Raw genomic sequence first — 26,898 nt, 5'->3', positions numbered from 1 at the left:
GAGAGATCAGTACAACCGATCAATCACCCGTACTTCGTTCTGGTTCTGCATCGAAGCCCACGCCTGTTTCAGCGTTTGCAGCACATTGCCGATGAAGTCCTTGTCGGCCGCGGCTTTCTTGCCGACATAACCCTGGCCGCGACGGTACATCTTCAGTCGGGCGAGCAGGTTCTGGTTGTTCTGGTCGAACGCTTCTTCGTGGGCATGGGGCGACAGGCAGTCGATATGGACCTGGCCCGATTTGCTGATCCACAGAATATGGCTGTCTTGGCTGTCTTTTTGCGCAGCGAACAAGCGAGCCAGTTCTTCGACAGTAGGTTGATTGTTCAGATTCATTGTAAGCCCCTTGACCATTTGGTGATCTTTCAAAGTTGATTCGCTAATACAGGTAGCCCATCGGTTAGTTGATCCCTGGCACCGAAACCAGGACGTCAGCGGTCGACCGTCAATACGACGGGGTCGCGCGTCTGTTGCATGTAGTCGTGTTGAATAATTGCTACGCAATAGCGTCACAACGAAGAGAAGCAGCGAAAACCTGGAGGCCACTGCCGACGTTTTCAGGGTCGGCCACAAGCTTCATGAGGATTGATCGCCAGCGCTTCTCGTCCTTGTACTGGACGTTCAGGCCAGGTCAGCTTCTTCAATCTGCCTTGTGGGCAGCGTGTATCCGGGAAAAACAGCTCGGCGGTCAGACGAGCTTGCTCAAACGTGTTGCCTGTACTCCCGATCGGGGAGACGTCTGCATCATGCAAGGGCAAATCGGAGGCGTCAACGGTTTTGTAGTGATTATTTTTGTTCACTACATATTGTCGGACAAAGTGGTTTTGGCATTAGAAAATCGGCATGGCTAGCGCTTGGAGGGCTGTGGCGTCGCTGGAATCGTCAAGATCGCAGCCTTCGGCAGCTCCTACGGGGCCGGGGTAGGCGTAGCAGAAGGCTGCGATCTTTCAAAGCGGTAAACGGTGCAGGGATAACCGTCCACCAGCAGCTGATGCAGGGTGAACTCGGCACTCGTGAGGTCGGGTATCACCCTGGCCCAGAACAGCCGCGCAGGTTGGTTGGCATCGATGTGGAAAATTTGCCATTGACCGGGGAACCGGCTCAAGAGGGCAGAGACGACAAACTTCGCGACGCCTTGGCCACGAAAGCGGCGACTGAGAAAAAAATAGCCGATGTTGTGCTCGGCGCCGACGATATGGGTCTCGTTATCCACGGTCACGAAACCGGCAAGCTCGCCGTCGACCTTGATCAGAAACGGCTGGGTTGCCGGGTTGCGCCAGTAGTCCAGTTTGGGCTGGATGTTGAAGAAACCATGCTCCCCGAGTTTCAGCGGCAGCCATTCGCTGAAGTCGTACGTGTAGAACTGCATCAGGTTTTCAATGGTTTCCAGTTCGTCGCGCTGGGCGGCATGCAGTTCTATCGAGGGCTGGCTCCTGATTGTCGCCATGGTTGTACCTTTGCAGAAAGCAGGGCTGTTGCCTGATGCCTGTCAGTTAGGGTGCGGAACCTGTGGGAGCGAGCCTGCTCGCGATAGCGGTGTGTCAGTCGACATCAATATTGACTGTGCCGCCGCCTTCGCGAGCAGGCTCGCTCCCACATGGATTGGGCTTGACTGACTGCCATGGGGGCTATTGCCGGACATGAAGAACACTAGACCATTCAGGTTCGCTCGAACTGTCCTCAAGCCTTGCTTGCCGGTTTTGCCGCGCGTTTGGTGCCGGTCGAGGGCTTGCGCTTGGCGGGCTTGCGCTTGTTTTTCCAGGGGGTGGCGCCACGCCCGGCCGGGCTTGCCGGCCCGCTGATGGTCAGGTTCAGACCGGCGCAACGTGCCACCTGCTTGCTCATCCACGCAGCCTGTTTGGTGACGAACTCTTCCAGGCTCATTTCACCGCTCTGCACCATGTCCAGCGCCTGTTCCCAGATCGCCGTGGTTCCGGGATCGGCAATCGCTCGCGGCACGGCATCGATCAGGCTGAACGCCGCCGGCGTCGCGGCCAGCGCCTTGCCATTCTTCACCAGATAACCTCGGTCGAGCAGGCCCTGAATGATCGACGCGCGGGTGGCTTCGGTGCCGATGCCGGTGGTGTCCTTGAGCTTTTGCTTGAGTAGCGGATCTTCCACCAGTTTGGCGACGTTTTTCATCGCCTTGATCAGATCACCCTCGGTGAACGGCTTGGGCGGCTGGGTCCAGAGGTCCTTGAGCTTCACGTCGGCCACCGCGCAGTCACACCCTTCGGCCAGCGCCGGGAGTGTCTGCGGCGCGGGTACTTCGCGGCCCTTGGCAGGCGCGAGGGCTTCGGGCAGGGCGCGTTTCCAGCCGGGTTCGACAATCTGCTTGCCCACGGCGCGCAAGGCTTCACCGGCACAGTCGAAGTCGGCCTGGGTCCGGTCATATTCATGGTTGGGCAGAAACTGCGCCAGGTAACGCGCACGAATCAGGGTGTAGACCGCCCGTTGCTTGCCCACCAGACGGTCGAGGTTTTTCGCCGCGGCCGTCGGAATGATGCCGTGGTGAGCACTGACCTTGGCGTCGTTCCAGGCCCGTGAGCGGCGTTGGGGCTCCAGGTGATCGTGCAGGGCGTTCAGGGTTGGGTCCGCTTGCCGGAGCGCCGCCAGAATGCCCGGGGCTTCGCTGTGCTGACTCAGGGGCAGGTAGCCGCAGTCGCTGCGCGGGTAGGTGATGACTTTGTGGGTTTCGTACAGCGCCTGGGCGATATCGAGGGTTTCCTGAGCGCCGAGCCCAAGCTTCTTCGAGCAGACTTCCTGCAAGGTGCCCAGGTCGAACGGCAAAGGCGCGACTTCGCGCATGCGTTCGGTGCGCAGTTTGATCACCCGAGCGCTCGCCGCGCTGCCAATGGCCGCAGCCGCTGTCTGGGCCAGCGCCTGATTCAGGCAGCGGTCCTGATCGTCGCAAGCATCGGAGGCCGCCCGCCATTGAGCCGTGAACGTGGTGCCGTCGTGCAGCAGTTGCACCTCGATGGCCCAGTAGGGCACCGGGACGAAATCGGCAATGCTGCGGTCGCGATCCACCACCAGACGCAAGGTCGGTGTCTGTACTCGACCGACCGGCAACACACCCTGATAGCCGGACTGACGCCCCAGCAGGGTGAACAACCGACTCATGTTCATCCCGATCAACCAGTCGGCCCGGGATCGCCCCAGCGCCGAATGATAAAGGCTGAACGTCTCGGCCCCGGGCTTGAGCGCCGCCAGCGCCTTGCGGATCGACGCATCGTCCAGCGCCGATAGCCACAGCCGCCGGATCGGCCCGCGATACCGGCAATGCTCCACCAGTTCCCGGGCGATCATCTCGCCTTCGCGGTCGGCGTCGGTGGCAATCACCAGTTCACTCGCCTCGCCGAGCAAGCGTTTGACCGCCTTGTACTGGCTGGCCGTGCGCGGTTTGACGGTCATCTTCCATTTCTCGGGAATGATCGGCAGATCCGCCAGCACCCAACGCTTGTAACGCGCGTCATAGGCATCCGGCGGCGCGGTTTCCAGCAGATGGCCAATGCACCAGGTCACCGTGACGTCCGTTCCCAGCCAGCAGCCGTCGCCCCGGCGTCTGGCGCCGAGCACGGCCGCGATGTCTTTGGCCTGGGAAGGTTTTTCACAGAGGTACAGCCGCATAACCACCATCGTCGTTCAAGGACCGAGAGGTGCACAGAATGGCGGTTGATGAGCGTTGGAGCAATCTTTATCTGTATGGATGTACAGCTTGTGCGTTGCGATTGATTGCGCGCTCGTTCTGGAAGGCTGGCCGCGTTGTGTTCCTGCCGGTCTTTGCTTTAATCAACGGCAAGCAGCGAGATCGGACTTCTCTGCATTCGAGCCTCTGGCCCAAGGAGCGGTAATGGCATATTTGATGGCTCGCCCAGTGCTTGGCGCCCTCGACGAGATCAAATTGTGGGTCGGGGTGTTTGGCGTGGCCCAACCGCCAGCCGTCGAATTTACCGTGGATGGCGCGCCGTGTTTGCCGGTCACGATGGATGGGCTTCACCCCATCCGGGACCGAACGCCGGACAAGGGGTATCTCAACTATCAGGGGCTCTTTACCTTCGAAACCAGGGGCGCTGGTTGCGAGCATCAGATTGTGGTCCGCGCGGGTGCTGGTTTCGAACCCTGCGCTCTGCGGGTTTTTTCCTTGCCGGCCAAGGTGCCGCAAAAAATGGAAGGGAGCTTCAAGATTCTGCTCTCTTCCTGTTATTGCGTTGAAACCGACAAGGCGAATGTAGGGCGGTTCATCCAGAGCCTGCCCGTCAGGCCTGATATTTCATTGTTCGCGGGTGATCAGGTCTACCTCGATCAACTGCCCTTCGAGACCCTGCCGACAACGGAAGATGAGCTGCGGCAGGTTATTTCCAAAAAATATCAACGCAACTGGACATCTGCATTCAAGGATGTGGCGGGTCTTCAGTCTGCACTGGCCAAAGCGCCCGCCGTCTGCCTCCCGGATGATCATGAGTTCTGGAATAACTACCCTTGGCCTCAGTTCTGGAAAAGGGGTACCCAGACAGCCCCGACCCCCGGTGGCGGTGTGAACATCTGGGCCGATGCGGCGCTCGAGATGTTCCAGGACTACCAGGTGGGAGGCTCTGCGCAGAAGCCTTGGCTGCGCGTGGACATCGAGCCGTTGTTCATGCTGTTTCTCGATACCCGAAGTCATCGCAAGCAAGACTTCAACGACCCTTTCGGCCTGATGCCAGAGGAGGCCGAACAGGCGTTGAAGCAGTGGGCAAGCGAACTGATCGATTGTCAGAACCAGGGGATACCGCGAATCGGCGTGCTGTCGACCGGGCAGGCGCTACTGGTCAAAACGCCGTTCTTTGATGAGATGGGCGATGCCGAACTGTCCAATTACAAGGGACAGTTCAAAGTGATTATCGAAACGCTCGAGCGGCTGGGACAGCACGGCATTCAGGTGGTTTTTCTGACCGGGGACGTGCACTGGAGCCGTGTCGCACAGGCCAACTGTGTCAAGCGCGCGCAAATCACCCTGACCGAAGTCATCTGTTCGCCAATGAGTCTGCTGGTCACCCCGGGTTCCGATCAGGTGTCGCAACTCAAGGATTATCTAAAAAGTATTTTCGGCGAACGCAAACGCTGGCCTCTTCATCCTGACGCCGAGTTGGCTCCTGCCTACATTGGGGGGAAGTCCTTTCGTCCGGTCGGGCAGCAAGGCTGGAGTGGAAACCAGGTAGCCGTTCTTGAGTTTTCCTGCCTGGGGCTTGGCGTGGAACTGAACGTCACGTACCACCCCATCACCGCACCCGCTTCGCCTGCCACTCGAGTCGGTCCATTTACGTTGCTCAATACCTGAAGCCATCGCTGCTGGAGAAGAGTCATGTCCGCCAAATATACAACCGTATCCAGATCCAACCCCGAGATACAAAAACTACGGCGCAAGGGTAAAGAAGACAACGTTGAATGGATTGGCAGGGCGATCACCGAACTGGTCGACAAAAAAAACACCGATCAATCCTATGTGTTGCTGCTGGGGGCCACCGATACGCTGGGGTGGCGACTGAGAATCGGTCAGTCGCACCTGCGCTTCGACATGTTGCCGTCTTATTGGTCCACCTCGGCGTTTCTCAAGGTTTCCCCTAAAGGCATTGCACAGTCCAGCATTCTCCACGTGCCCTTGTTCCAGCCGGAAACCGGTATGTTTGCGTCCGAGCGCAACGGCGTGGTCGAGACGCCTCTCCAGCACCTGGAAGACCCCGACCACTGGAAAAACATTGCAGTCATTGCGTTACCCAAATCGCAGAAAGAAGTATTGAGCAAACTCGACCAGTTCGAGAAAGGACGCGCCTACGTGGATGCGCTGGAGCACGTACTACGCTGGCTCGCTTTCTCCTGGGGCGTGGCGCGCACCCCGAACCCGATACATGACGGGATTGGGTTGCCGTCGGCCTGCATGCTGGAAACCCTCTACGCCAGCGCAGGGCTGGATTTGACCCCAGGGCTCGAAACCCGGGCGTCGAGCCCGGAAGCCATCTGGGCGACGGCGATGTTTTGGTACGACTACTACACCAAAAACAACGTGCAGCCCCCAAAGGGCAGGTATTGGACGCCGCACGAATACAAAATCGAGGATGGCAAGTAGCGGGCGCCCAGGGCGTTGGCGCGTGTGGCGAAGGCGTTGCTGCCGTTTGGCTGTGTAACCGCCTTGATTCCGGAACATGAGGTATACCTGATGGATCGCGGTTACCGCGAAACAGCAAGGGAGGAACCCTTTCATGAAAGCCCCCGGACCCGGTAAGCCCATCGCTATCACCCCGCAACCCGGCTGTGTGGTGGTGAAATTCCATGGCATTCAAGTCGCGTCCTCCGATCGGACGCTGGTCATGCATGAGGCCAATTATCCTCCGGTGTACTACCTCCCGCGGGAGGACATCGCCGAACAGTATTTCGCCCGCACCGACCACACCAGCTATTGCCCGTACAAGGGCGATGCCAGTTATTTCAGCCTGCAAATTCCCGGGCATGAAGGCGCCAATGCGGTGTGGAGTTATGAGGACCCCAAGGTGTCGGTCGCGCAGATTCGCGGGTATGTGGCGTTCTATCCTGAAGAAGTGACGTTTGAGGTGCTCGATACCTGATTTGCAGAGAACATTGTGGTGTCGCAATCCCTGCGGGCTTGCTCGCGAAAGCGGTGTGTCAGGCGACATCAATGTTGACTGTGCTACCGCCTTCGCGAGCAAACCCGCTCCCACAGGTTCCGCTACTCAGATCAGTTTTTATCGAGGTCCACGTTTTTCGTCTCACGCAAACACATCATCCCCACCACCAGGCTCACCCCGGTAATCACCACCGGGTACCACAGCCCGTAGAAAATATCCCCGGTGTACACCACCAGGGCAAACGATACCGTCGGCAGGAAACCACCGAACCAGCCGTTGCCGATGTGGTAGGGCAGGGACATCGAGGTGTAACGGATGCGGGTCGGGAACAGTTCGACCATCAGCGCCGCCAGCGGGCCGTAGCACATGGCGGAGATGATGATCAGCGCGACGATCAGCGCCACGATCATCGGCTTGTTGATCAGTTGGGTGTCGGCTTGTGACGGATACCCGGCCAGGGTCACTGCGCCGCGCAGGGCCGCTTCATCGTAGCCGTCTATTTTCGCCTCGCCGACGCTCACCTGCACGGCGCTGCCGGCCGGGGCTGCTTCGCTGTTGTAGGGCAGGCCCTGTTTGACCAGGAAGGTTTTGACCTTGTCGCACGGGCTATCAAATTTCGCCTTCCCCACCGGGTCGAACTGGAACGTGCAGGTGGCCGGGTCGGCCAGTACAGTGATCGGTGCCTGGCGGCTGGCCTGGTCGATGGCCGGGTTGGCGTAATGGGCCAGGGTCTTGAAGATCGGGAAGTACAGCGCGGTGGCCAGCAACAGGCCGATCATCAGCACCGTTTTGCGCCCGACCTTGTCCGACAGCCAGCCAAAAAAGATGAAGAACGGTGCGCCGATGATCACGCTGACAATCAGCAAACTGTTGGCCAGGGCAGGGTCCATTTTCAGGAACTGGGTGAGGAAGAACAGCACGTAGAACTGCGCCGCGTAGAAGGTCACCGCTTGCCCGGCATTGATGCTGAACAGGGCAATCAGCACCACTTTAAGGTTGTCCCATTTGCCGAAGGAATCGCGCAGCGGTGACTTGCAGAGTTTGCCTTCCTCTTTCATTTTCACGAACGCAGGCGACTCGTGCAGGCTCAGGCGAATCCAGGTCGAGATGCCCAGCAGCACGATTGAAAACAGAAACGGAATGCGCCAGCCCCAGACTTCGAACTGGTCGCCGGTGAAGTATCGGCAGCCGAGCACCACCAGCAGCGACAGCAGCAGACCGAGGGTGGCGGTGGACTGAATCCAGCTGGTGTGGAAACCGCGCTTGCCGATCGGCGCGTGTTCCGCCACGTAAGTGGCAGCGCCGCCGTACTCACCGCCCAACGCCAGGCCCTGAAGCATGCGCAGCACCACGAGGATGATCGGCGCGGCAATGCCGATGCTCGCGTAAGTCGGCAGCAAGCCGACGCAGAACGTCGCCAGCCCCATGAGGACGATGGTCGCGAGGAACGTGTATTTACGCCCGATCATGTCCCCCAACCGTCCGAACACCAGCGCACCGAACGGCCGCACAATGAAGCCGGCGGCAAAGGCCATGAGCGCGAAGATGAACGCCGTGGTGTCGTTGACCCCTGCGAAGAACTGTTTGCTGATGACCGCCGCGAGGGCGCCATAGAGGAAAAAGTCGTACCACTCGAACACCGTCCCGAGGGACGAGGCGAAGATGACTTTCTGGGTTTCCTGACTGGTGCCAGCGCTGCGGACGGCTTCTAAAGACTGAACATGTTCTGACATATCGGTTTCCCTCACAGTGATTATTTTTGTTGTTCCACTGGTGTTGCGTGTTCCTTGTAGGGGTAATGCTCGATGCTCGCAAATCAGCTGCAATCCCTGTTGGAGTGCAATCCCTTGTGGGAGCGAGCCTGCTCGCGATGGCGGTGTTTCAGTCACCATAGATATTGGATGTCAGACCGTCATCGCGAGCAGGCTCGCTCCCACAGTGGGGGTGTTGACGGTAGTTTCGAGGATCAACTGCGCAGCTTTCTCGGCGATCATCAACGTCGGCGAGCAGGTGTTGCCCGAGGTGATGCGCGGCATGATCGAGGCGTCGGCGATGCGCAGGCCGGGGATGCCGTGCACGCGCAACTCGGCGTCGACCACCGCGTCCGCATCGTTGCCCATCCGGCAGGTGCCCACCGGGTGGAAAATCGTCGTGCCAATCCGGGCGGCGGCTTCGTGCAATTGCTCTTCGCTCTGCAAGCTGTCGCCGGGCAGGTACTCGACCGGTTTGAACGCTTGCAAGGCGGGCGCGGAGACGATGCGGCGGGTCAGGCGGATGGCGTCCGCCGCCACTCGCAAGTCTTCGGGATGGCTCAGGTAGTTGGGCTGAATCAGCGGCGCTTCCCGCGGGTCGGCGGAGCGAATGTCTATTCGGCCACGGCTTTGCGGGCGCAGATCACAGACCGACGCGGTGAAGGCGGGGAAGGCGTGCAGCGGTTCGCCGAAACGCTCAAGCGACAACGGTTGCACGTGGTATTCGAGGTTCGCCGAGGTCTGTTCCGGCCCCGAACGGGCGAAGGCGCCGAGTTGGCTTGGGGCCATGGACAGCGGGCCGCTGCGGTCATACAGATAACGCAGGCCCATGCCCATCTTGCCCAATAGCGTGCCGGCGATCTGGTTCAGGGTACGGGCGTTTTCCAGTTTGTAGATCAGTCGCAGTTGCAGGTGGTCCTGCAAGTTGCCGCCCACGCCGGGCAGTTCATGGGCAACACCGATGCCCAGCTTTTGCAGGAGCGGGCGAGGGCCGATGCCGGAGCGCTGCAGGATGCCCGGTGAACCGACGGAGCCGGCACACAGAACGATTTCCTTGCGCGCCTTGAAGGTTTTCGCCTGACCTTGCCAACGCGCGCTGACCGCCGAGGCACGGCCGTTTTCCAGCAGCACGCGGTCCACTTCGACGTCGGTCAGCACCGTCAGATTGGCGCGCTGGCGGATTGGTTTGAGAAACGCCTTGGCCGCGTTCCAGCGGATCCCGGCTTTCTGATTGACCTGGAAATAGCCGCAGCCTTCGTTGTCGCCCTGATTGAAGTCATCGATGCTGGCGATGCCGGTTTGCTCGGCCGCCGTGCGAAACGCATCGAGAATCGGCCACGACAGCCGCTGGCGCTCGATCCGCCATTCGCCGGCGGCGCCGTGAAATTCCGAATCGCCGGCAAAATGGTTTTCACTGTGTTTGAACAGGGGCAGCACGTCTTGCCAGCTCCAGCCGGCATTGCCCTCGGCCGCCCAGCCGTCGTAGTCCTGGGCCTGGCCGCGCATGTAGATCATGCCGTTGATCGAGGAACAGCCACCGAGCACCTTGCCGCGTGGGTAGCTCAGGGCGCGGCCTTGCAGGCCCGGCTGCGTTTCAGTCTTGAAGCACCAGTCGGTGCGCGGGTTGCCAATGCAGAACAGGTAACCGACGGGGATGTGAATCCACGGGTAGTTATCGCGGTCGCCGGCTTCAAGCAACAACACGCGATGCTGCGGGTTGGCCGACAGTCGATTGGCCAGCAAACAACCGGCCGGTCCGGCGCCGACCACGATGTAGTCGAATTCATCAAGGGAAGTCTGCATCCCTGACCTCGTATTGTTGTTCTTGTTGTCGGTCATCCTAGTTGTTAGCTTTCGTTAAAAGAATGTTAGTTTTTACGCAGCTGCTGTGCGTTTTTAAACAGCGTCGTTAACGGCATAACGTCAAGGATGGTTCATGTTCGACTGGAATGACCTGCGGTTTTTTCTCGAATTGCAGCGTAGCGGCCGCTTGCTGACCGCCGCTCGCCGTTTGAACACGACCCACGCTACCGTGGCCCGCCACATCGAAGCCATCGAAAAAAGCCTCGGCACCGCGCTGTTCGTCCAGCATGCCCAAGGCTACGAATTGACCCCAGCCGGCGAAGCGCTGCTCAAGCACGCCGAGGCCATGGAAAACGTCGCGCTGCTGGCTCAGGAAGAAATCACCCAGTCATCCGCGCCGCTGGGCAAGATCCGCGTCGGGGTGACGGAAGGGCTGGGCATCATGTTCCTCGCCAGCCGTATGAATGGGCTGTTCGAACGCTATCCAGGACTGGAGGTGGAATTGGTCGCGGTGCCGCGCTTCGTCAGCATTCTCAACCGTGAAGCGGAAATCAGCATTCACCTGGAACGCCCGGCCGCCGACATGCTGGTCACCCGAAAACTCACCGATTACCGACTGGCGCTCTACGCCAGCCAGGCCTATCTGGACCGCTCGCCACCACTGCGCAGCCGCGAAGACCTCGGTCGGCATTCATGGATCGGCTACGTCGACGACTTGCTGTTCAGCCAGGAACTGATGTTCCTCAACAGCTTCTGCCGCAACCCCCAGGTGGTCTTCCACAGCACCAGCGTCATCGCTCAACAACAGGCTGCGCGCTCGGGCCTGGGGATCGCCGTGCTGCCGTGCTACATGGCCAGCGCCGATCCCGAACTGGTGCCGTTGCTGCCGGATGAAAGCATCCAGCGCAGTTATTGGATCAGTACGAGGCGTGAGCTGCACAAGTCCGTGAGGTTGCGGGTGTTGTGGGATTACGTGGTGGAGTTGTGTGAGCGCGAGCAGGGGTTGTTGATGGGATAAAGATCAAAAGATCGCAGCCTTCGGCAGCTCCTACAGGGATAGGTGGAGCTGCCGAAGGCTGCGATCTTTTGATCTTGGGAGAGTGTCAGATTCATTTCCCAAATGCTCTGCGAGCTTGTTCCCGCTGGACAGCGCAGCCGTCCTGGCCTTCAATTCGTGGGATGAAGACAAGGAGCGTCCACCGATACTCCGCCGCGAACAAGGGAGCTTGCAGCATGACCGAAGATACAAAAGTGAAAGGCCCGGCGTCGTACTTCCCGTCAATCGAGAAAAAATATGGCCAGCCCATCAGCCACTGGCTGGATCTGCTCGGAACAGTGAGCGCTAAGAAACATATGGAAATGGTGGCTTGGCTGAAGGCTGAACACGGTATGGGGCATGGGCATGCTAATGCTTTGGTTGCATATTATTTGGCGAGTTCGCCAACCTAGCCCACAGTCAATTTAAACAAGAAAAATCGCGATCGTTTAAATGAAGCTTGCCGTTACCACCTAAGGGCTACAACGCCTTGCGCCACCCCCTACACGTAAGACAGAATCCGCCGGCTTGTGCGTCTAGGGGCCGCTCGGTAACTTGATTCCTGTCACTGCTCATCAGTGATCGGGTCTGCAAGCCCGCCGGAATACCAGTCGCATAGCCCTGTCAGCGGACGCTCGTTTGTGTCCGCGAAATGGCGGCTTTGTGCGGGAGATCTTCGGATCTGCCGGGTTCCTGGTTTCCCGGTCTTGCAGACCCGCACATAGCTGCCACCCATCATCTGCAAGTGATGTCGGTAGCTCCTAATGAACAATCAGGAGTTTCACCATGATCAAACCTACGCCCAATCCGCCGGACACCGATCCGGTGTCTCCGTACGAACCCGATTCAAAGAAGCTCAATGAGGCCGCCGAGCGGGCTCTGAACTTCCACTTCCCGTCGAATGCCGACATCAAAGCCGCCGCACGCACGCCCAGCACCCTATTTTCCGTGAACTCGCAGGCTACTAACGAAACCCTGATGGTTTTTTTGGTCGAGACGCTGGCCTCGGTCGATGTGATGGTCCATCAGTTGGTGGATCATCTGGAAGGTGGGTCGCGCTACGCCCTGCTGGGCATTTCAAACAGCATCATGGTGGCGGAGATCACGGCGAACCGGGTGCTGGATAAGATTGATCTGCCCAAGTAGGTGCGGGCTGCTGGGGTGAGTGGATAACTGACGTTGGGCTGTGCAGCGGTCCCTTTTTTGGGGCCGCTTCGCGCCCCAGCGGGAGCAAGCTCCCTCGCCACAGATTGTTCACGGCCACGAGCAGAATTGTGTTTCGGTGGCCATTCAGCCATTCAGCCATTCAGCCATTGGGCGGCAGCTCTCGGGTGGTCCGTTGCAGGGGGCTGTGGTTCTGGCCGGCGGGAATCGACAGGGTCGCCCGCAAACCGCCTTCCGGTGGATTGACCAGGCTAATCCGCCCACCCAGCCGCGTCGCGATGGTGTTGACGATGGCCAGCCCCAAGCCCGCGCCTCCGGTATTTCCACGGCTGTAAAAGCGTTCGAACAACCGTGCGCGATCCGCTTCGTCGATGCCCGGCCCCTGGTCCTGGACGCTCAAGCTGTAGAACCCGTCGTCCTGGCTCAGTTGCACGGTGATGACGCCATGCTCCGGCGAAAAATTCGCCGCGTTGGTGACCAGGTTATTCAGGGCGATATCGATGGCGCCGGCATCGGCGAGAACTTTGAAAGGCCGGTCTTCGGCGTCGAAAGCCAGTTCCAGGTTCCTGCTCAGTAGCCAGGGTGTGAGCTGGGCCAGGCTGGCGCGTACGGTTTCACTCAAGTCGATGCTGTGCAGCAACGGCGCCACGGCCTTGGGTTCGAGACGCGCCATGGTCAGCAACTGATTGACCAGACGGCTGGCGCGGTCGACCCCGGCAATCAGAAACGCGAGGGACTCACGACGTTCCTGTTCCGTGCCAGCCTCCTGCAGGTTTTGTGCATGCACCCGCAACACGGCCAGCGGCGTGCGTAATTCGTGGGCGGCGTCGGCGATGAAGCGCCGCTCACGGCCAAGCACCTCTTGAATTTGCGCGAGCATGCGATTGAGCGCCGCTTGCATCGGTTCCAGTTCGCTGGGCAACGGGGTCAGTTGCAACGGCTCCAGAGAGCCGCTGTGCCGTGCCCGCAACGTTGCTGCCATATCGGCCAGGGGTTTGAGCCCCCAACCGATGGCCAGCCAGACCATGGCCGCCAGTATCAGGCTGCCCAGCACATTGGGCCACAGGGTATGGCGCACGATCCGGTCTACCAGGTCCGCACGCACATCGTCCCGCTCACCGACCCAGATGCGCAGATCATTCTGTTTGTCTTCGAGCATGAACACCCGCCAATGGCGGTTGTGCAGATCCACCACATCGCTGAAACCGGATTTCGTCGGCGGTGCCGTGAAGGAGGGCGCACTGGCGGTGTGCACCAGCACTTCGCCCTTGCGATTCCAGACTTGAAAGGCAATTTTGCTTTCATAGGGATGACCATCGGCTTTGGGCACCGCTTCACTCAAGGCCATGTTGAATGCCTGGTACAGTTCGGCGTGTTCATTGCTGGCCAGCGGCATGCGCATCACACCCTGCAGCAGCCGGGCGTTCTGTGCCAGTTGGGCGTCGTAGACTTCGGCAATTTCGTGATTGCTGTCGTGCAGGTTGAACACGCTGATGATCGCCAGGCCTGTCAGCATCAGGCCGATGATCAGCGTCAGGGTGCGACGCCGGATTGAGGTCATCGACGCTCCTCCACCAGATAACCCACCCCGCGGATGGTGCGGATCAGGTCGGTGGAGAACTTCTTGCGCAGGTGATGGATGTGTACTTCCAGGGTATTGCTTTCGGCTTCTTCGTTCCAGCCGTAAAGCAGTTGCATCAGGTGATCGCGGGTCATGACCCGGCCCGGAGGCGAGAGCAATTCATGGAGCAGTTGATATTCCTTGGGCGTCAGCGCCACCGGTTCGCCCTGATAGCTGACTTGCTGGGTGCCGGGGTTCAGGCAGATGCCGGCGTGTTCGATCAGCACTTGCGCGCGACCGGCACTGCGGCGCAACAAAGCCCGCAGGCGAGCCTTGAGTTCGGCCAGGTCGAAGGGCTTGATCAGGTAATCGTCGGCGCCGGCATCCAGCCCGGCGATGCGGTCTTCGGTGGCGTCCCGGGCGGTGAGGATCAGCACCGGCAGGTTCGAGCCGCTGGCACGCAAGCGGCGCAACACTTCCAGACCGTCCATGCGCGGCAGGCCGAGGTCGAGCACCGCCACATCGAAGGTTTCGCTGAGCAGTGAATGCAAGGCATTGCTGCCGTCCTGCAGCCAGTCGACGGTGTAACCCTCACGGCCCAGCGCCTGATGAATGCCCTCGCCAAGGGCCACGTCATCCTCGATCAGTAATAAGCGCACACGGGACTCCTGTCAGTCGAGTTTCTTGTTCACGTCACCCAGTAATGCTTCGATCTCTTTGCGACGCCCGGCGTCGGCGCTTTCCCGGCCAGGACGGGGCGCGGCGTGCAGGGCTTTTTGCAGTGCGTCCCTGGCTTCACCATAGCGCTTTTGACGGTAAAGATGATCGCCCCAGAAGTACAGGCTGTCGATGCCGGTCGGGTTCAATTGCAAGGCCTGCTTCAACAGTTGTTCGGCCTTATCGGCATCGCCGAAACCGAGGGGCCAGCCGGGCACGCGATCATACAGCGCCGCGAGGCTGGTGTAGGCCGAGCCTTGCAGGGCCTTGGGATCAATGGCCAGGGCTTTTTCCAGATCGACTTTGGCTGCCTTCACCTTGCTCAGGGCACCGAGACCACCCTGGGCTCCGGCCCAACTGCTGGTGACAATGCCGGACCAGATCCACGCTTCGGCCAGGGACTGGCGTTCCTGAGTGAACGCCGAGGCCTGGGCTGCGAGTTTTTCGAAGGCTGCGCTACGCTGTTCGGCGGGCAATTCGTACTGGATGTGCGCCCAGCCTTGTTGAATGGCATTGAGGCGCTGCTGATCGGCGGCGTCCAGTGCCCAGACGCTTTGGCTCAGCACTGCGAGCAACAGACAGGTGAGGGTTTTTTTCATGGTTTGAGGTTCTCGTTATCGGTCTTCTGACTCAGGCGACGGATCAGCGGCAACTGCTTGCGCAAGCCACGGTCCACCAGATGCGGCAACAGACTGTTCAGGCGCACGAAAAAGCGTTCCGGCCAGCCCAGGTACAAATCGCGCCGGTCACCGGCAATCGCGTGGATGACCGCCGTGGCAACGGTGTGCGGATCGTCGACATTGGCTTTGAGCGCATCGTTCAGCGCCTGGGCCGCCGGACTGTTCATGCTGGTGTGGGTCGCCCGAGGAGCAACGTAAAGCACGCTGACCCGGGTGTCGGCCAGTTCCCGGCGCAGGGCTTCGGAGAAACCGCGCAGGGCAAACTTGGTGGCGCAATAGCTGGCGTAGCCGGGGTAGCCGATGGAGCCGTAGGTCGAGCCGACGTTCACCACCATGGCACTCTCGGCCTGCTTGAGCAGCGGCAGCAACAGCCTGGTCAGGCAGATCGGCGCGCTGACGTTCACTGCCAGCATGGCGTTGATCTCGCTGTCATCGAGCTGCTCGAGCATGGCGAAATGGTTGACGCCCGCGGCATTGATCAGCAGGTTGATACCGCCGGTGGCCTCGGCCGCGGCCAGCACCTTGCGCCGGTCGTCGGGCAAGGTCAGGTCCGCATCGACCCAACGCAACTGCTCCGGGTAGCGTTCGAGCAAGGGTTCCAGCGACTCCCGGTTCCGGGCCACGGCCAATACTTGCGCATTACTGGCACACAGGGTGCTGGCGATGGCCAGACCGATGCCGCCGCTGGCTCCGGTCAACACCACGCGAGCCTCAGACGGGCGCATGCAGATTCTCCCCATCGCGGGGCAGGCCGCGGAACATGTCGGTGTAGAGCTTGTACACGACCTTCGAGGCATGAATCACCGCGGCCTGATCGGCCGGGTCTTCGAGTGTGTTCATCAGCCGACGGTAGGTCTGCATGTGTTCGATATCCAGCGAGCCGTGGGAGCTCAGGTAGCTGAAGGCGGTTTCTGGCAGCGCCAGGCGTTCGCGGATGCTACCGGCCGCGTGGGTGGCCAGGGCAATGCTGGTGCCTTCCAGCACGTTGACCATGCCGAACAGGCCCACCGGATTGCCCCGGGCAATCAGGTCGTAGAGGAAGCTGACCATCAACTCGATCGGCAGCGATGGACGACCGTCACGCACTGCCTCTTTGTCGCCGCCACAGGCCGCGATGTCGTCGAGTACCCACTGTTCGTGGCCGTATTCGTCCTCGATGTACTCGCATACTGCTTTGCGCAGCCATTCCAGGCGCTGCGGCAGACGGGCGCCGCACGCCATCATCAACGGCACGGTATGACGCACGTGGTAGTAGGCCTGAGCGAGGAAGGCGCGGTAGCTCTCCAGGCTGACCTTGCCCTCAAGGGCATCGCGAATGATCGGCAGATTGAACAGCTCGTGGCGTTCCTGCTGGGTGGCTTCTTGCAGCGTGTCGAAAAAACTCATGGTGCAGGTTCCTCAAAAAAAACGGATTCAGTGAGCTGCGCCCGGTAGCGTTCGACGATGGTGTCGCGGCGCGGTCGACCATTGGCGGTCAGCAAGCCGTTGGCGGAGGTGAACGGTTGATCGAGACGGGTCCAGTGATGAACGTGAGCGTAATCGGGCAAGGCCTCATTGGCCTGGGCCACGGCGGCCGCCAGTTCTTCATCGGTGCAGTCCGGCCGATGGGGCCAGAGCAGGGCGTGGTTGGTCGGCATCGCTTCGCCGTAGACGAACGCCTGAGCGATGTGGCGACGCTGGGTGAGTTCGGCCTCGACCCATTCCGGGTTGACGTTGCGGCCGAAACTGGTGATGAACTGATGTTTCTTGCGCCCGTTGAGGTAGAGAAAACCTTCCGGGTCGAACTCACCGAGATCGCCGGTCGGCCACCATTCATCGTGGTAGGGCGCTTGCCCCAGATAGCCGAGCAGGGTCGAGCCCTTGACCAGCACTTCGCCATCGTCGGCCAGGCGAATCCCGACATGGGGCAGGGGCCTACCGACACTGCCGGGGCGGTGTGCTCCCGGGCGATTGAGGCACACCACCGACGCGCATTCCGACAACCCGTAACCCTCGTATACCGGCATGCCGATGCGTTGGGCACGATGTAGCAGTTCTTCGCAAACCCGCGCACCGCCCACAGCGGCAAATCGCAACGATTGGGGGTTGAACGCTTTTTGCTCGGCGGCGCTGACCAACATCAGCAGCAACTGTGGCACCAGGATCAAACTCTCGGGCGCGCGGGAGGCCAGACACCCCAGCAACCGCGGCACATCGACACCGCTGGCACCCTGAATGCCCAGGTTTTTCTGGCTTGGCACGCTCAGGGTCGCGCCGGCATACAACGCGGCATAACAACCGAGGTTTTCCAGCAGAATCGCCAGGGGCAGCAGCGCCAGGTGATGCCGCGGATGGGTGGGCTTGCTCGCCTGATCCAGTTCACGGGCCACCCGCAAAAGACTTTCGGCGCTCAGGCACACGCCTTTGGGCGTACCGGTGGTGCCTGAGGTGAAGGTCAGTTTGGCGGTGCCTTCGGGTATCCGGTTCGGACCGCTGAAGGTGCGACGCCAGAATTCGCCGGTCTTCTCGTAGCCGGCCGCCTGCAGTTCGGCTTCCAGTTCCGGCTCGGCAATCACCAGTTCGGCCTGGCTCTGTTCCAGGCAATGACTGCGTTGTGCCGGGCTGAAGAAGGGCGGCAACGTCAGGCAGGTCAGGCCTTCGAACAGTACGGCCAGGTCCCAGAGCATCGCCTCGGTGCCGTTGTCCAGGGCCAGCGCGACCACCTTGACGTGCTCATCGCGCAGACGCTGTTGGCGATCCATGACCTCGGCGTACAGCGTGGCGTAGTCCAGTTTCAACTGATCGCCCCACAAGGCAATCGTGCTGCTTTTGTGTTCGGCGTGATGGCGCAGGGTTTGTTTGAAACGTTCCATTTCAGGCGACATGGCTGGACTCCTCAAGGGACGTCGGCAACCCCAGGCGATTGAACAGACCGATGTTGCGCAAATGGATGAAACCGGCGCGGATGTTGCCGACATGCACCCATGGCTGACTCTCGTAATAACTGCCCCAGTGGTGACGGTCGTCGCCCAGCCGCGCAGGATCGGCCGCGCAGAGTGTCACCGGCTTCAAGCCCAGGCGATGAAAACTGTTCACCAGCCCGATGTTGCCGGTGAACGCCACCCATTCCAGCCCGCCCATGGCCAACAGGTAGGTGATGGCGATGATGCTCAGGCGCGCACTGCCAGTATCGCTGGCAGCGAGGTTTCCCACCTCGACAATACTGGCCCGGTCCACGGGTTGACCGGCAGCGTCGCTGATCAGCGGATCGATCGCCTCGTCCAGGTAACGCTCCAAAAACAAGGGGTCGGCACTGGCCAGTCGTATGCCGGCCACCGCACACAGCGTGCCTGAGGCGTCGCTCATGCCGAACAGCTGCGGCATGAAATGGCGGATGTCGGCGCCATGAGCCTTTCGAAAACGCTGCTGGATAAAAGCTTCGAAGACCGGACGTTGGGCATCGCCCGGCAAGGCTCTGTCCAGACTCATCTGCGGGGTTTCGGCTTGACCGAAGTGCAGGGGCAGAGGGATGTTCCAGTCGAAATCGGGCATGGGCAAGAACGCCTCCCTGAGTAAGTTTGGGAGGAGTATCAAAGGCAATTCTTAACGAAGTCTGAAGGTGGCCTTCAGATTGTCTTAAGACTGGACGGGCAGGGTGGCGCCGGTCGGTTCGACGAAACCGGATCCAGGCTGTACGAATGAGTCGGCAGCCGCCACTGATCTTCACGAGGCCCTGTATGACCCGAGATTCAGCAGTACACCGGTATGGAAAACTCTCGATCACCTTGCACTGGCTGATGCTGGCGCTGTTCGTTGGCGTTTATGGCTGCATCGAGATCAAAGGGCTACTGCCCCGTGGACATGCTTTGAGGGGCCTTTTTCTGGGGCTTCACGGCTTATTCGGATTGAGCATTTTTGCATTGGTCTGGGTTCGCTTGCTCGGGCGCCTCACCCCTCGGCCCCCGATTACACCGGCCCTGCCAACCTGGCAAACCGGCGCCTCGCACCTCATGCACCTGGCGTTGTATGTACTGATGATCGCAACGCCGCTATTGGCCTGGTTGATGCTGGCCGCCGGTGGCAAGCCGATGCCGTATTTCGAGTTTTTCCTGCCGGCGCCCGTGGCGATTGATCCGGCGCTGGCCAAGCAATTCAAGCATTGGCATGAGTTGCTCGGCAGTGCCGGCTACTGGTTGATCGGGTTGCACGCGGCGGCGGGGTTGGTCCATCACTACTGGGTTCGCGACAACACGCTCACGCGCATGCTGCCCAAGGGCTTTGGTGCGGGTGTCAACGAGCGTCAGCGATAAGTCGGGTTTGCCTGGAATACCGCGTTATCGTTCTTCGCGAGCAGGCTCGCTCCCACCTTGACCGCATCAGTCACAAGATCTGCGGCTGACAAAGATTTCTATGTGGGAGCGAGCCTGCTCGCGATGAGGCCATCACCGTCACCTCAAACCTTACCCGCTTGCTCTTCCAGCTGATCCGACTCAAACAACTTCGCCAGTTCCGCCCGCGCTTCCTGGGCGGTCTGCATCACCTTGGCCGCATCGTCATACACCGCGTGCTGAGCCTCCAGCACTTGTTCATCGTGATGGGTAAAGCGCTTGATTCGCGCATCCGCCTGGGCTTGTGTCAGCCCAAGTCCAACCAAGGTGCGCCGGGTCATTTCCAGGCTGGAGTAATAGGTTTCCCGCACCGCCTGCGCCCCGACATCCACCAACCGGTGCACATGCTGACGGTTGCGGGCGCGGGCGATGATTTTGATGTGCGGATACAGCTTGTGCACTACCTCGGCTGTCTTGATGTTGGTGTCTGGATCATCGGTGGCGATCACGAAGAACTCCGCTTGCTCGACCTTGGCCGCGCTGAGAATTTCCGCACGCATCGGGTCGCCGTAGAACACCGGCACGCCACCGAAGCTGCGGGACAGTTCGATGGTTTCCACCGATGTGTCGAGGGCGATGAACTTGATGTTCTGCGCCCGCAGAATCCGCGCCACGATCTGCCCCATACGGCCCATGCCGGCAATGACCACGCGGGGCGTGTCGGCGTCGATTTCACGGAACTTCTGCGGCACTTCCACCGGTTGCACCTTGGGTTTGACCAGGCGTGCGCAGGCCAGCAACAACAGCGGTGTCAGCGCCATCGACAGGGTGATGGTCAGCACCAGCAAGTCGTACAGGCGCGGCTCGAACAAGCCCTGATCCCGGCCGATCTTGAACACCACAAAGGCAAACTCACCACCGGCCGCCAGCACAATCCCCAAGCGAATCGCATTGACCTTGCCCAAACCTCCGGCCAATCGACCGACCACAAACAGCAGCGGCAACTTGAGGGCGATCAGCAGCACGGTCAGCCCCAGCACCACGACCGGCGCACTGAGCAGCAGACTCAAATTGGCACCCATGCCGACGCTGATGAAAAACAACCCCAGCAGCAGGCCCTTGAACGGCTCGATCTGCGCTTCCAGTTCGTGGCGGTATTCGGAGTCCGCCAGCAGCAAACCGGCGAGGAACGCGCCGAGTGCCATGGACACGCCGACCAGGTCCATCAGCCACGCCGTGCCGATCACCACCAGCAACGCGGTGGCAGTGGACACCTCTGGCAGACCGGTCTTGGCCACCACGCGAAACACCGGGCGCAACAGATAACGCCCGCCGATCACCACCACCGCAATGCTGCCCAGAACCCGCAAACCATGGTTCAAATCTTCGGCGCCACTGGTGGTGTGATCGCCGCCGGCCAGCAGCGGCACCATCGCGATCAGCGGGATCGCGGCGATGTCCTGGAACAACAGAATCGCGAACGCCAGCCGCCCGTGGGGGCTGGTCAGTTCCTTGCGCTCGGCCAGGCTTTGCAAGCCAAACGCGGTGGACGACAACGCCAGGCCCAGGCCCAACACGATGGCGCTGTTCAGGGATTGACCGAACACGAACAACGCCAGCACACCAATCACCGAACCGGTCAACAGCACCTGCGCCAGGCCCACGCCGAACACCGATTTGCGCATCACCCACAAACGTCGCGGCGACAGCTCAAGACCGATGATGAACAGCAACAACACCACCCCGAGTTCGGAGATGTGGCCGACGCTTTGCGGATTACCGATCAAACCCAGCACCGACGGCCCGATGATCACCCCGGCAAACAGATAGCCGAGCACCGCCCCCAGCTGCAGGCGCTTGGCCAAGGGCACGGCGAGCACTGCCGCGAATAAAAAGACGACAGCGGCTTGCAACAGGTTGCCTTCGTGGGGCATGGCGAAACTCCATTAACTCGGTACGGCGGGGGCGCATAGGATAAAGGCTGACACTGGATGCGTCAGCCATGAACGAAAACGTTATGCGCCGACACACCGGTATCGCGAGCAGGCGACAAAGACGTCGTTACATTTAGCATCAATTAGTTATATTCATAGGATAAGCTGATCAATCCGTTTCGTTCCCGAGTGCGCATCATGGCCATCAACTTCGACCTTAACGACTTGCAAGCCTTCCGCGCCGTGGTGGAGCAGGGCAGTTTTCGAAAGGCCGCGGACACGGTGCGTATTTCCCAACCGGCCCTTAGCCGGCGGATCGAAAAGCTCGAAGACGCTCTGGGCGTGAAATTGTTCGAGCGCACCACTCGCCGGGTCAGCCTGACTCAGGCCGGGCGTGGTTTCATGCCCAGCGTCGAGCGCCTGCTGGATGACCTGGACGTGGCGCTACTGGGCATCAGCGAAGTCGCCTCGACCCGGCTCGGGCATGTCACCGTCGCCTGTGTGCCGTCGGCGGCGTACTACTTCATGCCCCGCGTGATCGCCCATTACCACCGGCAATTTCCGCGGATCAAGGTCAAGGTGCTCGATTCCAGTGCTCACGAGGTGTTGAGTGCCGTGGTCAACGGTGAAGCGGACTTCGGCTTGAACTTCATGGGCACCCTGGAGGCCGAAGTCGATTTCGAGCCACTGGTGCAAGAAGGTTATGTGGTGGCGTGCAGACGAGATCATCCCTTGGCGGGACGCAGCAGCGTGACGTGGGATGAGTTCTATCAGCAGGATTACATCTCGCTGGACAAGACTTCGGGCAATCGTTTTCTGCTGGATCAAGCGCTGGCTGGCGTGGTGCCCAAGCGGCCGAGCATCTGCGAAACCCGTCATGTGACGACCATGATCGGTCTGGTAGAAGCCGGGTTGGGCGTGGCAGCGGTGCCGTTGATGGCGATGCCGGCTGCGGACCATCCGATTCTGACGCGGGTACCGCTGACCGATCCGCAGGTGATGCGCAGTGTTGGTTTGATCAAGCGCCGGGGTCGTACGTTAACCCCGGCGGCATTGGCGTTGGAGCGCCTGGTGGTGGAAATGAAAGTCCAGCAACCCTCGGTCAGCGGCTGACCGAGTCCAGCCCCGTTGCTTTTACATCCGGCTGAGCTGCGGTAGAGGCCAGGTACTCAAGCAGCGCCTTGGCCTCGGTCGGGTGTTGCGCATTGACCGGAATGCCGGCGGCGAACCGGGTGACCGACTGCACTGACTCCGGAATTTTTGCCACAAAGCTCACCCCCGGCACCGGCAGCAATTCGCTGACCTGCTGGAAGCCCAGTTGATAGTCGCCGGTGGCAACAACCGAGCCCACCGGGATTTTCGGGATCATCTTCGATTTGGGTTTGAGCTGATTTTCGATGCCCAGACGCTTGAACAGTTGATCCTCGATATACACGCCGCTGGCACTGTCGGAGTAGGCGACTGACGTGGCGTCGAGCAAGGTTTTTTTCAGGCCTTCCACCGAGCTGATGTCTGGCTTCGGCGCACCTTCACGCACCACCAGGCCGATCCGCGAATCCGCCAGTTCGACCCGTGAAGCGGGATCGATTTTGCCTTGCTTGATCAGGTCGTCGAGGGCATAACCGACCATGATGACCACGTCGGCTTTCTCACCGCGGGCCAGACGATTGGGAATCGCTTCCGGGGCTTTTCCCATGGATGGACCGAGGGCGGTGTCCAGGGTGTTGCCGCTAGACTCGGCGAATTTCGGACCGAGGATTTTGTAGGCAGCTGTGAAACCACCGGACGTCATTACACGGATTTCTTCGGCCTGGGCGATCGCACTCAGACCGAGACTGGCCACCAGGGCCAGGGCGGTGAAGTTGAAAAACCTTTTCATCAAATAGCTCTCGCAGTTAGAGGTCGGGTGGTTTACGACACGGCCGGTTGCAGGCGGCCAGAGGCACGGCGATAGAGAAACAGCGTCGCGCACAGGGCACAGAGCGCGGCGAAACTCATCCAGTAACCGGGCGCAGCCTTATCGCCGGTGTACTGGATCAGGAAGGTCGATATGGCCGGTGTGAAACCGCCGAACACCGCCGTCGCCAGGCTATAAGCCAAAGAGAAACCTGCGACACGAACCTCGACCGGCATGATTTCCGTGAGCGCGGCGATCATCGCGCCGTTGTACAAGCCATAAATGAACGACAGCCACAGCAGCACCAACAGCATGTTGATGAAACTCGGTGCTTGCACCAGATAGGTCAGCGCAGGGTAGGCGGTGGCCAACGTCAGCAACGCCATGGCGATCAGTACCGGGCGACGACCGATGCGATCCGACAGTGCGCCGCCAATCGGCAGCCAGAAAAAGTTCGAAACCCCCACCAGCAAGGTCACCAGCAGCGCATCGGAGGTACTCAGGTGCAGCACGGTTTTGCCGAAGGTCGGCGCGTACACGGTGATCAGATAGAACGCGGTTGTGGTCAGGGCGACCATCATCATTCCGGCGAACACGATGACCCAGTTCTGCGCCAGGGTGCGGAACACCTCGGCCATGCCAGGCCGATGTTTACGAGTGGCAAACTCTTCGGTTTCTTCCAGGTTACGGCGCAGGAAGAAGATGAATGGCACGATCATGCAGCCGACGAAAAACGGAATCCGCCAGCCCCAATCGGCAATCATCGTCGGCGCCATCCATTGGTTCAGGCCATAACCCAAAGCAGCCGCGACGATGATCGCCACCTGCTGGCTGGCTGACTGCCAACTGGTGAAGAAACCTTTGTTGCCGGGCGTGGCGATCTCCGCGAGGTACACCGATACACCGCCCAGTTCCGCACCGGCCGAGAAGCCTTGCAGCAATCGGCCGATCAGCACGATGGCCGGGGCGAACAGCCCGATGGTTTCGTATCCGGGCACCAGCACAATCAGAATCGTACCGCTGGCCATGATCGACAGGGTGACGATCAACCCCTTGCGGCGCCCCACATCATCGATGTAAGCGCCCAGTATCACGGCACCCAACGGACGCATCAGGAAGCCGGCGCCGAACACCGCAAACGTCATCATCAGGGACGCGAACTCGCTGCTGGCCGGGAAAAACACGGCAGCGATCTGCGTGGCATAGAAGCCGAAAAGGAAGAAATCGAATTGTTCGAGGAAGTTGCCCGAGGTCACCCGGAAAATCGAACTGGCCCGGGAGCGACCGGAATGGATTGATGCTGTCATTGACGTGTACTCCACCGCTTTTATGACGTGCACTGCCTGGACGCGGTGCACGGTTCTTATTAGGGCGGATAGTGGAGCAGGGGCATCGATATGTTAATTGCATAGTTGGCATGCATTGATGCGTTGAACGGATCAATGCGGGCATAAGGATCGGACTGAGTCGGTGAGACGCCTTACTGCCCGTGCTCCACCCACACCTTTAAAGGCATGCCTTTTGGCCAACGCAAGGACGGAACGGGCTAATCGACCCGGCTGGTGCTCACTGCCTGACCGCCCAACCGATACTGATTATTGCCGCTGCGCTTAGCCTCATACATCGCCAGGTCCGCGATATGAATCAAGCGGTCCATACTCGGCGCATGGTCCGGGAACACCGCCACGCCGAGGCTGCTGCCGATGTGGCGCTGGTCGTTGCCGATGGTCACCGGTGGTGCGAGTTCGACGATGATTTTCTGGCAGATGCTGCGGGCTTCGTCTTGCAGGCTGTTGCCTTGGGGAAGACCCTGGAGGATCACCACGAACTCATCACCACCGATTCGTGCGACGGTGTCGGTCGAGCGCAGAATCTTCTTCAAGCGTGTCGCGGTGGTGATCAGCACGCGGTCGCCGGCCGCATGGCCATAGTGGTCGTTGATTGCCTTGAAACCATTAAGGTCGACAAACACCAAGGCAACTCGCGTGGCGCTGATGCGGGCCTGTTCCAGCGCATCGGACAGGCGTTCTTCAAGCACCAGGCGATTGGGCAAACCGGTCAACGGGTCGTAATGGGCCAGGTGTTGCAGGTAACTGGCGGAAGCTTTTTCTTCGGTGATGTCGCGTACGACGCCCATCATCTTGATCGTTGTGTCATGGGCATTCTTGACCACGTTGCCGGTTTCCCGCAGCCAGCGGATGCTGCCGTCCGGCCAGACCACGCGGTATTCCTCGTCATGGTTCTCGCCGGTCTCCAGGCAACGCAGTTCTCCGGCGCGGACCTTCACCCGGTCGTCCGGGTGCACGCAGGCGCAGAACAGTGCGTAGGTGGGCGTCACCTCGCCGATCTTGAACCCAAACATGCCGTAGATCGCGTCCGACCAATAAAGCTTGTCGGTATCGACCTCCCAGTCCCAGGTGCCGATGCGGGCGAAGTATTGGCTGCGTTTGAAGCGTTCGGCGTCGCCTTCCTGATGGATGCTTTGTCCCTCGGTGAGGCTGTCGATCAGCGCACGGCACTCGGCCAACTGCTTTTGCAGCGAACGATCGCGCCAGATTAGCGCGATGATCAGCGCAAAGGTCAGTGAGCCGATCGTGATATCGATCCAGAGCTGACTCATTGAGGAATTGCGCTCATGGCGTATCGAACCGTGGGGGAGGTGGCCGGTATATTAAGGCTTTGTACGAAAACTGCCTGCGTGTCAATCATGCTGCGTTAGAAGCAGGCTCGGAGTACTCATTTACAACCCGTAAACTCCGCTTCTTCGCCTGTTTTTGCCTTGCCTGATCGCCACTCGGCGACTTTTCGTACAGACCCTGGCAAGCAGGAGGGGGGTCAGTGTGCCACTGACGGTTGGGTAGCGACCGAGACGGTGAAGGTCACGACAAACAGCACGACGAGTACCCAGAAGATCACCATGACTGTCAGCATGACGACCTTCAGGCTTTGATAAAGCCAGCGCAACCAATGGCCTTCGGGTTTTGCTTCTGAGCGGGTTCTGAGTACGCCTTTCAAATAGAAGCCGAGGAGGGCCAGCAGTGCGCCATCAATCAACAGCGCAGGCAGGCCGGCTTTGGGGAAAATGCTCTCCCACCGATAGAATGACGACCGGCTCAGGAACACCACATAACAAATGAGGCTGCCGTAGGGGATGGCTCTCCACCATTTACCGGCCAGCGCTCCGACCATCAGGCTCATAATCACCATGAACGGGTTGAGGAGAATATTGATCATCCACTCCAGTACGTTGGGGAAGTAGCCCGGGGAATGGATGCTGCGCCAGATGTGTTCAAACAGTTCAAACATTGTTCAGGATCCTGCCTTCTATGGAGTAAGTGCTGCTTCGGTGCTTCCGTGCCGCTGCACGGTATCGGCGTATTGTCGGGTTACATAAGTCCTGTTGTGTAAATTAGGGGCTGTACGAA

Annotated in this window: 25 protein-coding genes; 8 read left to right on the top strand and 17 right to left on the bottom strand. The window is 60.1% G+C overall.

The features are described from left to right. Positions 1-6 precede the first annotated feature (6 nt). From QMK51_RS16370 to QMK51_RS16360, 3 genes are all read right to left on the bottom strand, one after another. Positions 7-336: a hypothetical protein gene (locus tag QMK51_RS16370; protein ID WP_258696177.1), complete on the bottom strand. Its 330-nt coding sequence runs from the start codon at positions 334-336 to the stop codon at positions 7-9. A 571-nt stretch (positions 337-907) separates the two neighbouring features. Beyond that, positions 908-1,447, bottom strand: a complete 540-nt coding sequence (locus QMK51_RS16365) for a GNAT family N-acetyltransferase (RefSeq protein WP_320390914.1) — start codon at positions 1,445-1,447, stop codon at positions 908-910. Between the two features lie 233 nt (positions 1,448-1,680). Beyond that, positions 1,681-3,630: a DNA topoisomerase III gene (locus QMK51_RS16360; protein WP_258696175.1), complete on the bottom strand. Its 1,950-nt coding sequence runs from the start codon at positions 3,628-3,630 to the stop codon at positions 1,681-1,683. A 223-nt stretch (positions 3,631-3,853) separates the two neighbouring features. On the opposite strand from QMK51_RS16360, the gene QMK51_RS16355 reads away from it, so the two are divergent. The 3 genes from QMK51_RS16355 (at position 3,854) to QMK51_RS16345 (ending at position 6,602) form a co-directional block, all read left to right on the top strand. After that, positions 3,854-5,320 (top strand): alkaline phosphatase D family protein, encoded by a 1,467-nt coding sequence (locus tag QMK51_RS16355; RefSeq protein ID WP_320390913.1) that lies wholly within the window; start codon positions 3,854-3,856, stop codon positions 5,318-5,320. A gap of 24 nt (positions 5,321-5,344) precedes the next feature. After that, positions 5,345-6,106 carry a hypothetical protein gene (locus QMK51_RS16350; RefSeq protein WP_258696172.1) on the top strand — a complete coding sequence of 254 codons (762 nt, stop codon included), beginning with the start codon at positions 5,345-5,347 and terminating at the stop codon, positions 6,104-6,106. Between the two features lie 133 nt (positions 6,107-6,239). Next, the gene (locus QMK51_RS16345) at positions 6,240-6,602 is read left to right on the top strand and encodes a DUF427 domain-containing protein (protein ID WP_258696171.1); all 363 of its coding nucleotides are present in this window, start codon (positions 6,240-6,242) and stop codon (positions 6,600-6,602) included. Positions 6,603-6,733: 131 nt separating this feature from the next. Here the strand turns inward: QMK51_RS16345 and QMK51_RS16340 are convergent, their stop codons facing one another. Together QMK51_RS16340 and QMK51_RS16335 are read right to left on the bottom strand one after the other, a co-directional pair. Next, positions 6,734-8,356 carry an MFS transporter gene (locus QMK51_RS16340; RefSeq protein ID WP_320390912.1) on the bottom strand — a complete coding sequence of 541 codons (1,623 nt, stop codon included), beginning with the start codon at positions 8,354-8,356 and terminating at the stop codon, positions 6,734-6,736. Between the two features lie 171 nt (positions 8,357-8,527). Further along, a complete protein-coding gene (locus QMK51_RS16335) occupies positions 8,528-10,177 on the bottom strand; it encodes a GMC family oxidoreductase (protein ID WP_320390911.1) in 1,650 nt (549 codons plus the stop codon). A 133-nt stretch (positions 10,178-10,310) separates the two neighbouring features. Between QMK51_RS16335 and QMK51_RS16330 the strand changes: the two genes are divergently transcribed. The 3 genes from QMK51_RS16330 to QMK51_RS16320 all read left to right on the top strand — a co-directional run bounded on the left by QMK51_RS16330 (position 10,311) and on the right by QMK51_RS16320 (position 12,359). Then, the gene (locus tag QMK51_RS16330; RefSeq protein WP_320390910.1) at positions 10,311-11,195 is read left to right on the top strand and encodes a LysR family transcriptional regulator; all 885 of its coding nucleotides are present in this window, start codon (positions 10,311-10,313) and stop codon (positions 11,193-11,195) included. Positions 11,196-11,410: 215 nt separating this feature from the next. Continuing rightward, entirely contained in the window at positions 11,411-11,626 is a 216-nt protein-coding gene (locus QMK51_RS16325; protein WP_258696167.1) for a DUF4287 domain-containing protein, read from the top strand. A 373-nt stretch (positions 11,627-11,999) separates the two neighbouring features. Further along, the gene (locus QMK51_RS16320) at positions 12,000-12,359 is read left to right on the top strand and encodes a DUF6124 family protein (RefSeq protein WP_258696166.1); all 360 of its coding nucleotides are present in this window, start codon (positions 12,000-12,002) and stop codon (positions 12,357-12,359) included. A 160-nt stretch (positions 12,360-12,519) separates the two neighbouring features. Here QMK51_RS16320 and QMK51_RS16315 read toward each other — a convergent pair whose 3' ends face one another. From QMK51_RS16315 to QMK51_RS16285, 7 genes are read right to left on the bottom strand one after another with little or no spacing between them, the layout of a single operon-like run. Continuing rightward, positions 12,520-13,938, bottom strand: a complete 1,419-nt coding sequence (locus tag QMK51_RS16315) for an ATP-binding protein (protein ID WP_320390909.1) — start codon at positions 13,936-13,938, stop codon at positions 12,520-12,522. Next, the gene (locus tag QMK51_RS16310) at positions 13,935-14,597 is read right to left on the bottom strand and encodes a response regulator (protein WP_320390908.1); all 663 of its coding nucleotides are present in this window, start codon (positions 14,595-14,597) and stop codon (positions 13,935-13,937) included. Before QMK51_RS16310 ends, QMK51_RS16315 begins: the two co-directional genes overlap by 4 nt. A gap of 12 nt (positions 14,598-14,609) precedes the next feature. Next, positions 14,610-15,254 carry a tetratricopeptide repeat protein gene (locus QMK51_RS16305; protein WP_320390907.1) on the bottom strand — a complete coding sequence of 215 codons (645 nt, stop codon included), beginning with the start codon at positions 15,252-15,254 and terminating at the stop codon, positions 14,610-14,612. After that, on the bottom strand, positions 15,251-16,060 hold the full coding sequence (locus tag QMK51_RS16300) for an SDR family oxidoreductase (protein WP_320390906.1): 810 nt from the start codon (positions 16,058-16,060) through the stop codon (positions 15,251-15,253). The genes QMK51_RS16305 and QMK51_RS16300 overlap by 4 nt, the downstream gene beginning before the upstream one ends. Next, entirely contained in the window at positions 16,047-16,721 is a 675-nt protein-coding gene (locus QMK51_RS16295) for an iron-containing redox enzyme family protein (RefSeq protein ID WP_320390905.1), read from the bottom strand. The genes QMK51_RS16300 and QMK51_RS16295 overlap by 14 nt, the downstream gene beginning before the upstream one ends. After that, on the bottom strand, positions 16,718-18,199 hold the full coding sequence (locus QMK51_RS16290) for an AMP-binding protein (RefSeq protein WP_320390904.1): 1,482 nt from the start codon (positions 18,197-18,199) through the stop codon (positions 16,718-16,720). The genes QMK51_RS16295 and QMK51_RS16290 overlap by 4 nt, the downstream gene beginning before the upstream one ends. Further along, positions 18,189-18,866, bottom strand: coding sequence for a thermostable hemolysin (locus QMK51_RS16285; RefSeq protein ID WP_320394529.1), 678 nt, complete (start codon positions 18,864-18,866; stop codon positions 18,189-18,191). The genes QMK51_RS16290 and QMK51_RS16285 overlap by 11 nt, the downstream gene beginning before the upstream one ends. Positions 18,867-19,051: 185 nt before the next feature. On the opposite strand from QMK51_RS16285, the gene QMK51_RS16280 reads away from it, so the two are divergent. After that, a complete protein-coding gene (locus QMK51_RS16280) occupies positions 19,052-19,624 on the top strand; it encodes a cytochrome b (RefSeq protein ID WP_320390903.1) in 573 nt (190 codons plus the stop codon). A gap of 143 nt (positions 19,625-19,767) precedes the next feature. Here the strand turns inward: QMK51_RS16280 and QMK51_RS16275 are convergent, their stop codons facing one another. Then, positions 19,768-21,576 carry a monovalent cation:proton antiporter-2 (CPA2) family protein gene (locus QMK51_RS16275; RefSeq protein ID WP_320390902.1) on the bottom strand — a complete coding sequence of 603 codons (1,809 nt, stop codon included), beginning with the start codon at positions 21,574-21,576 and terminating at the stop codon, positions 19,768-19,770. 198 nt (positions 21,577-21,774) lie between these two features. Here QMK51_RS16275 and QMK51_RS16270 point away from each other — a divergent pair, with 198 nt between their 5' ends. Then, positions 21,775-22,689 carry a LysR family transcriptional regulator gene (locus tag QMK51_RS16270; RefSeq protein ID WP_320390901.1) on the top strand — a complete coding sequence of 305 codons (915 nt, stop codon included), beginning with the start codon at positions 21,775-21,777 and terminating at the stop codon, positions 22,687-22,689. Here the strand turns inward: QMK51_RS16270 and QMK51_RS16265 are convergent. From QMK51_RS16265 to QMK51_RS16250, 4 genes are all read right to left on the bottom strand, one after another. Further along, complete coding sequence (locus tag QMK51_RS16265; RefSeq protein ID WP_320390900.1) at positions 22,679-23,455, bottom strand: substrate-binding domain-containing protein; 777 nt, start codon at positions 23,453-23,455, stop codon at positions 22,679-22,681. The genes QMK51_RS16270 and QMK51_RS16265 overlap by 11 nt on opposite strands. 32 nt (positions 23,456-23,487) lie before the next feature. Beyond that, positions 23,488-24,780: an MFS transporter gene (locus tag QMK51_RS16260; RefSeq protein WP_320390899.1), complete on the bottom strand. Its 1,293-nt coding sequence runs from the start codon at positions 24,778-24,780 to the stop codon at positions 23,488-23,490. A gap of 239 nt (positions 24,781-25,019) precedes the next feature. Then, entirely contained in the window at positions 25,020-26,093 is a 1,074-nt protein-coding gene (locus tag QMK51_RS16255; RefSeq protein WP_320390898.1) for a sensor domain-containing diguanylate cyclase, read from the bottom strand. Between the two features lie 215 nt (positions 26,094-26,308). Beyond that, a complete protein-coding gene (locus QMK51_RS16250) occupies positions 26,309-26,770 on the bottom strand; it encodes a hypothetical protein (RefSeq protein ID WP_320394528.1) in 462 nt (153 codons plus the stop codon). Positions 26,771-26,898 lie beyond the last annotated feature (128 nt).

This window comes from Pseudomonas sp. P9_31 (assembly GCF_034008235.1).
In the GTDB taxonomy this organism is placed as follows: Bacteria; Pseudomonadota; Gammaproteobacteria; order Pseudomonadales; family Pseudomonadaceae; genus Aquipseudomonas.
This window is presented reverse-complemented; position numbering and strand designations above follow the sequence as displayed.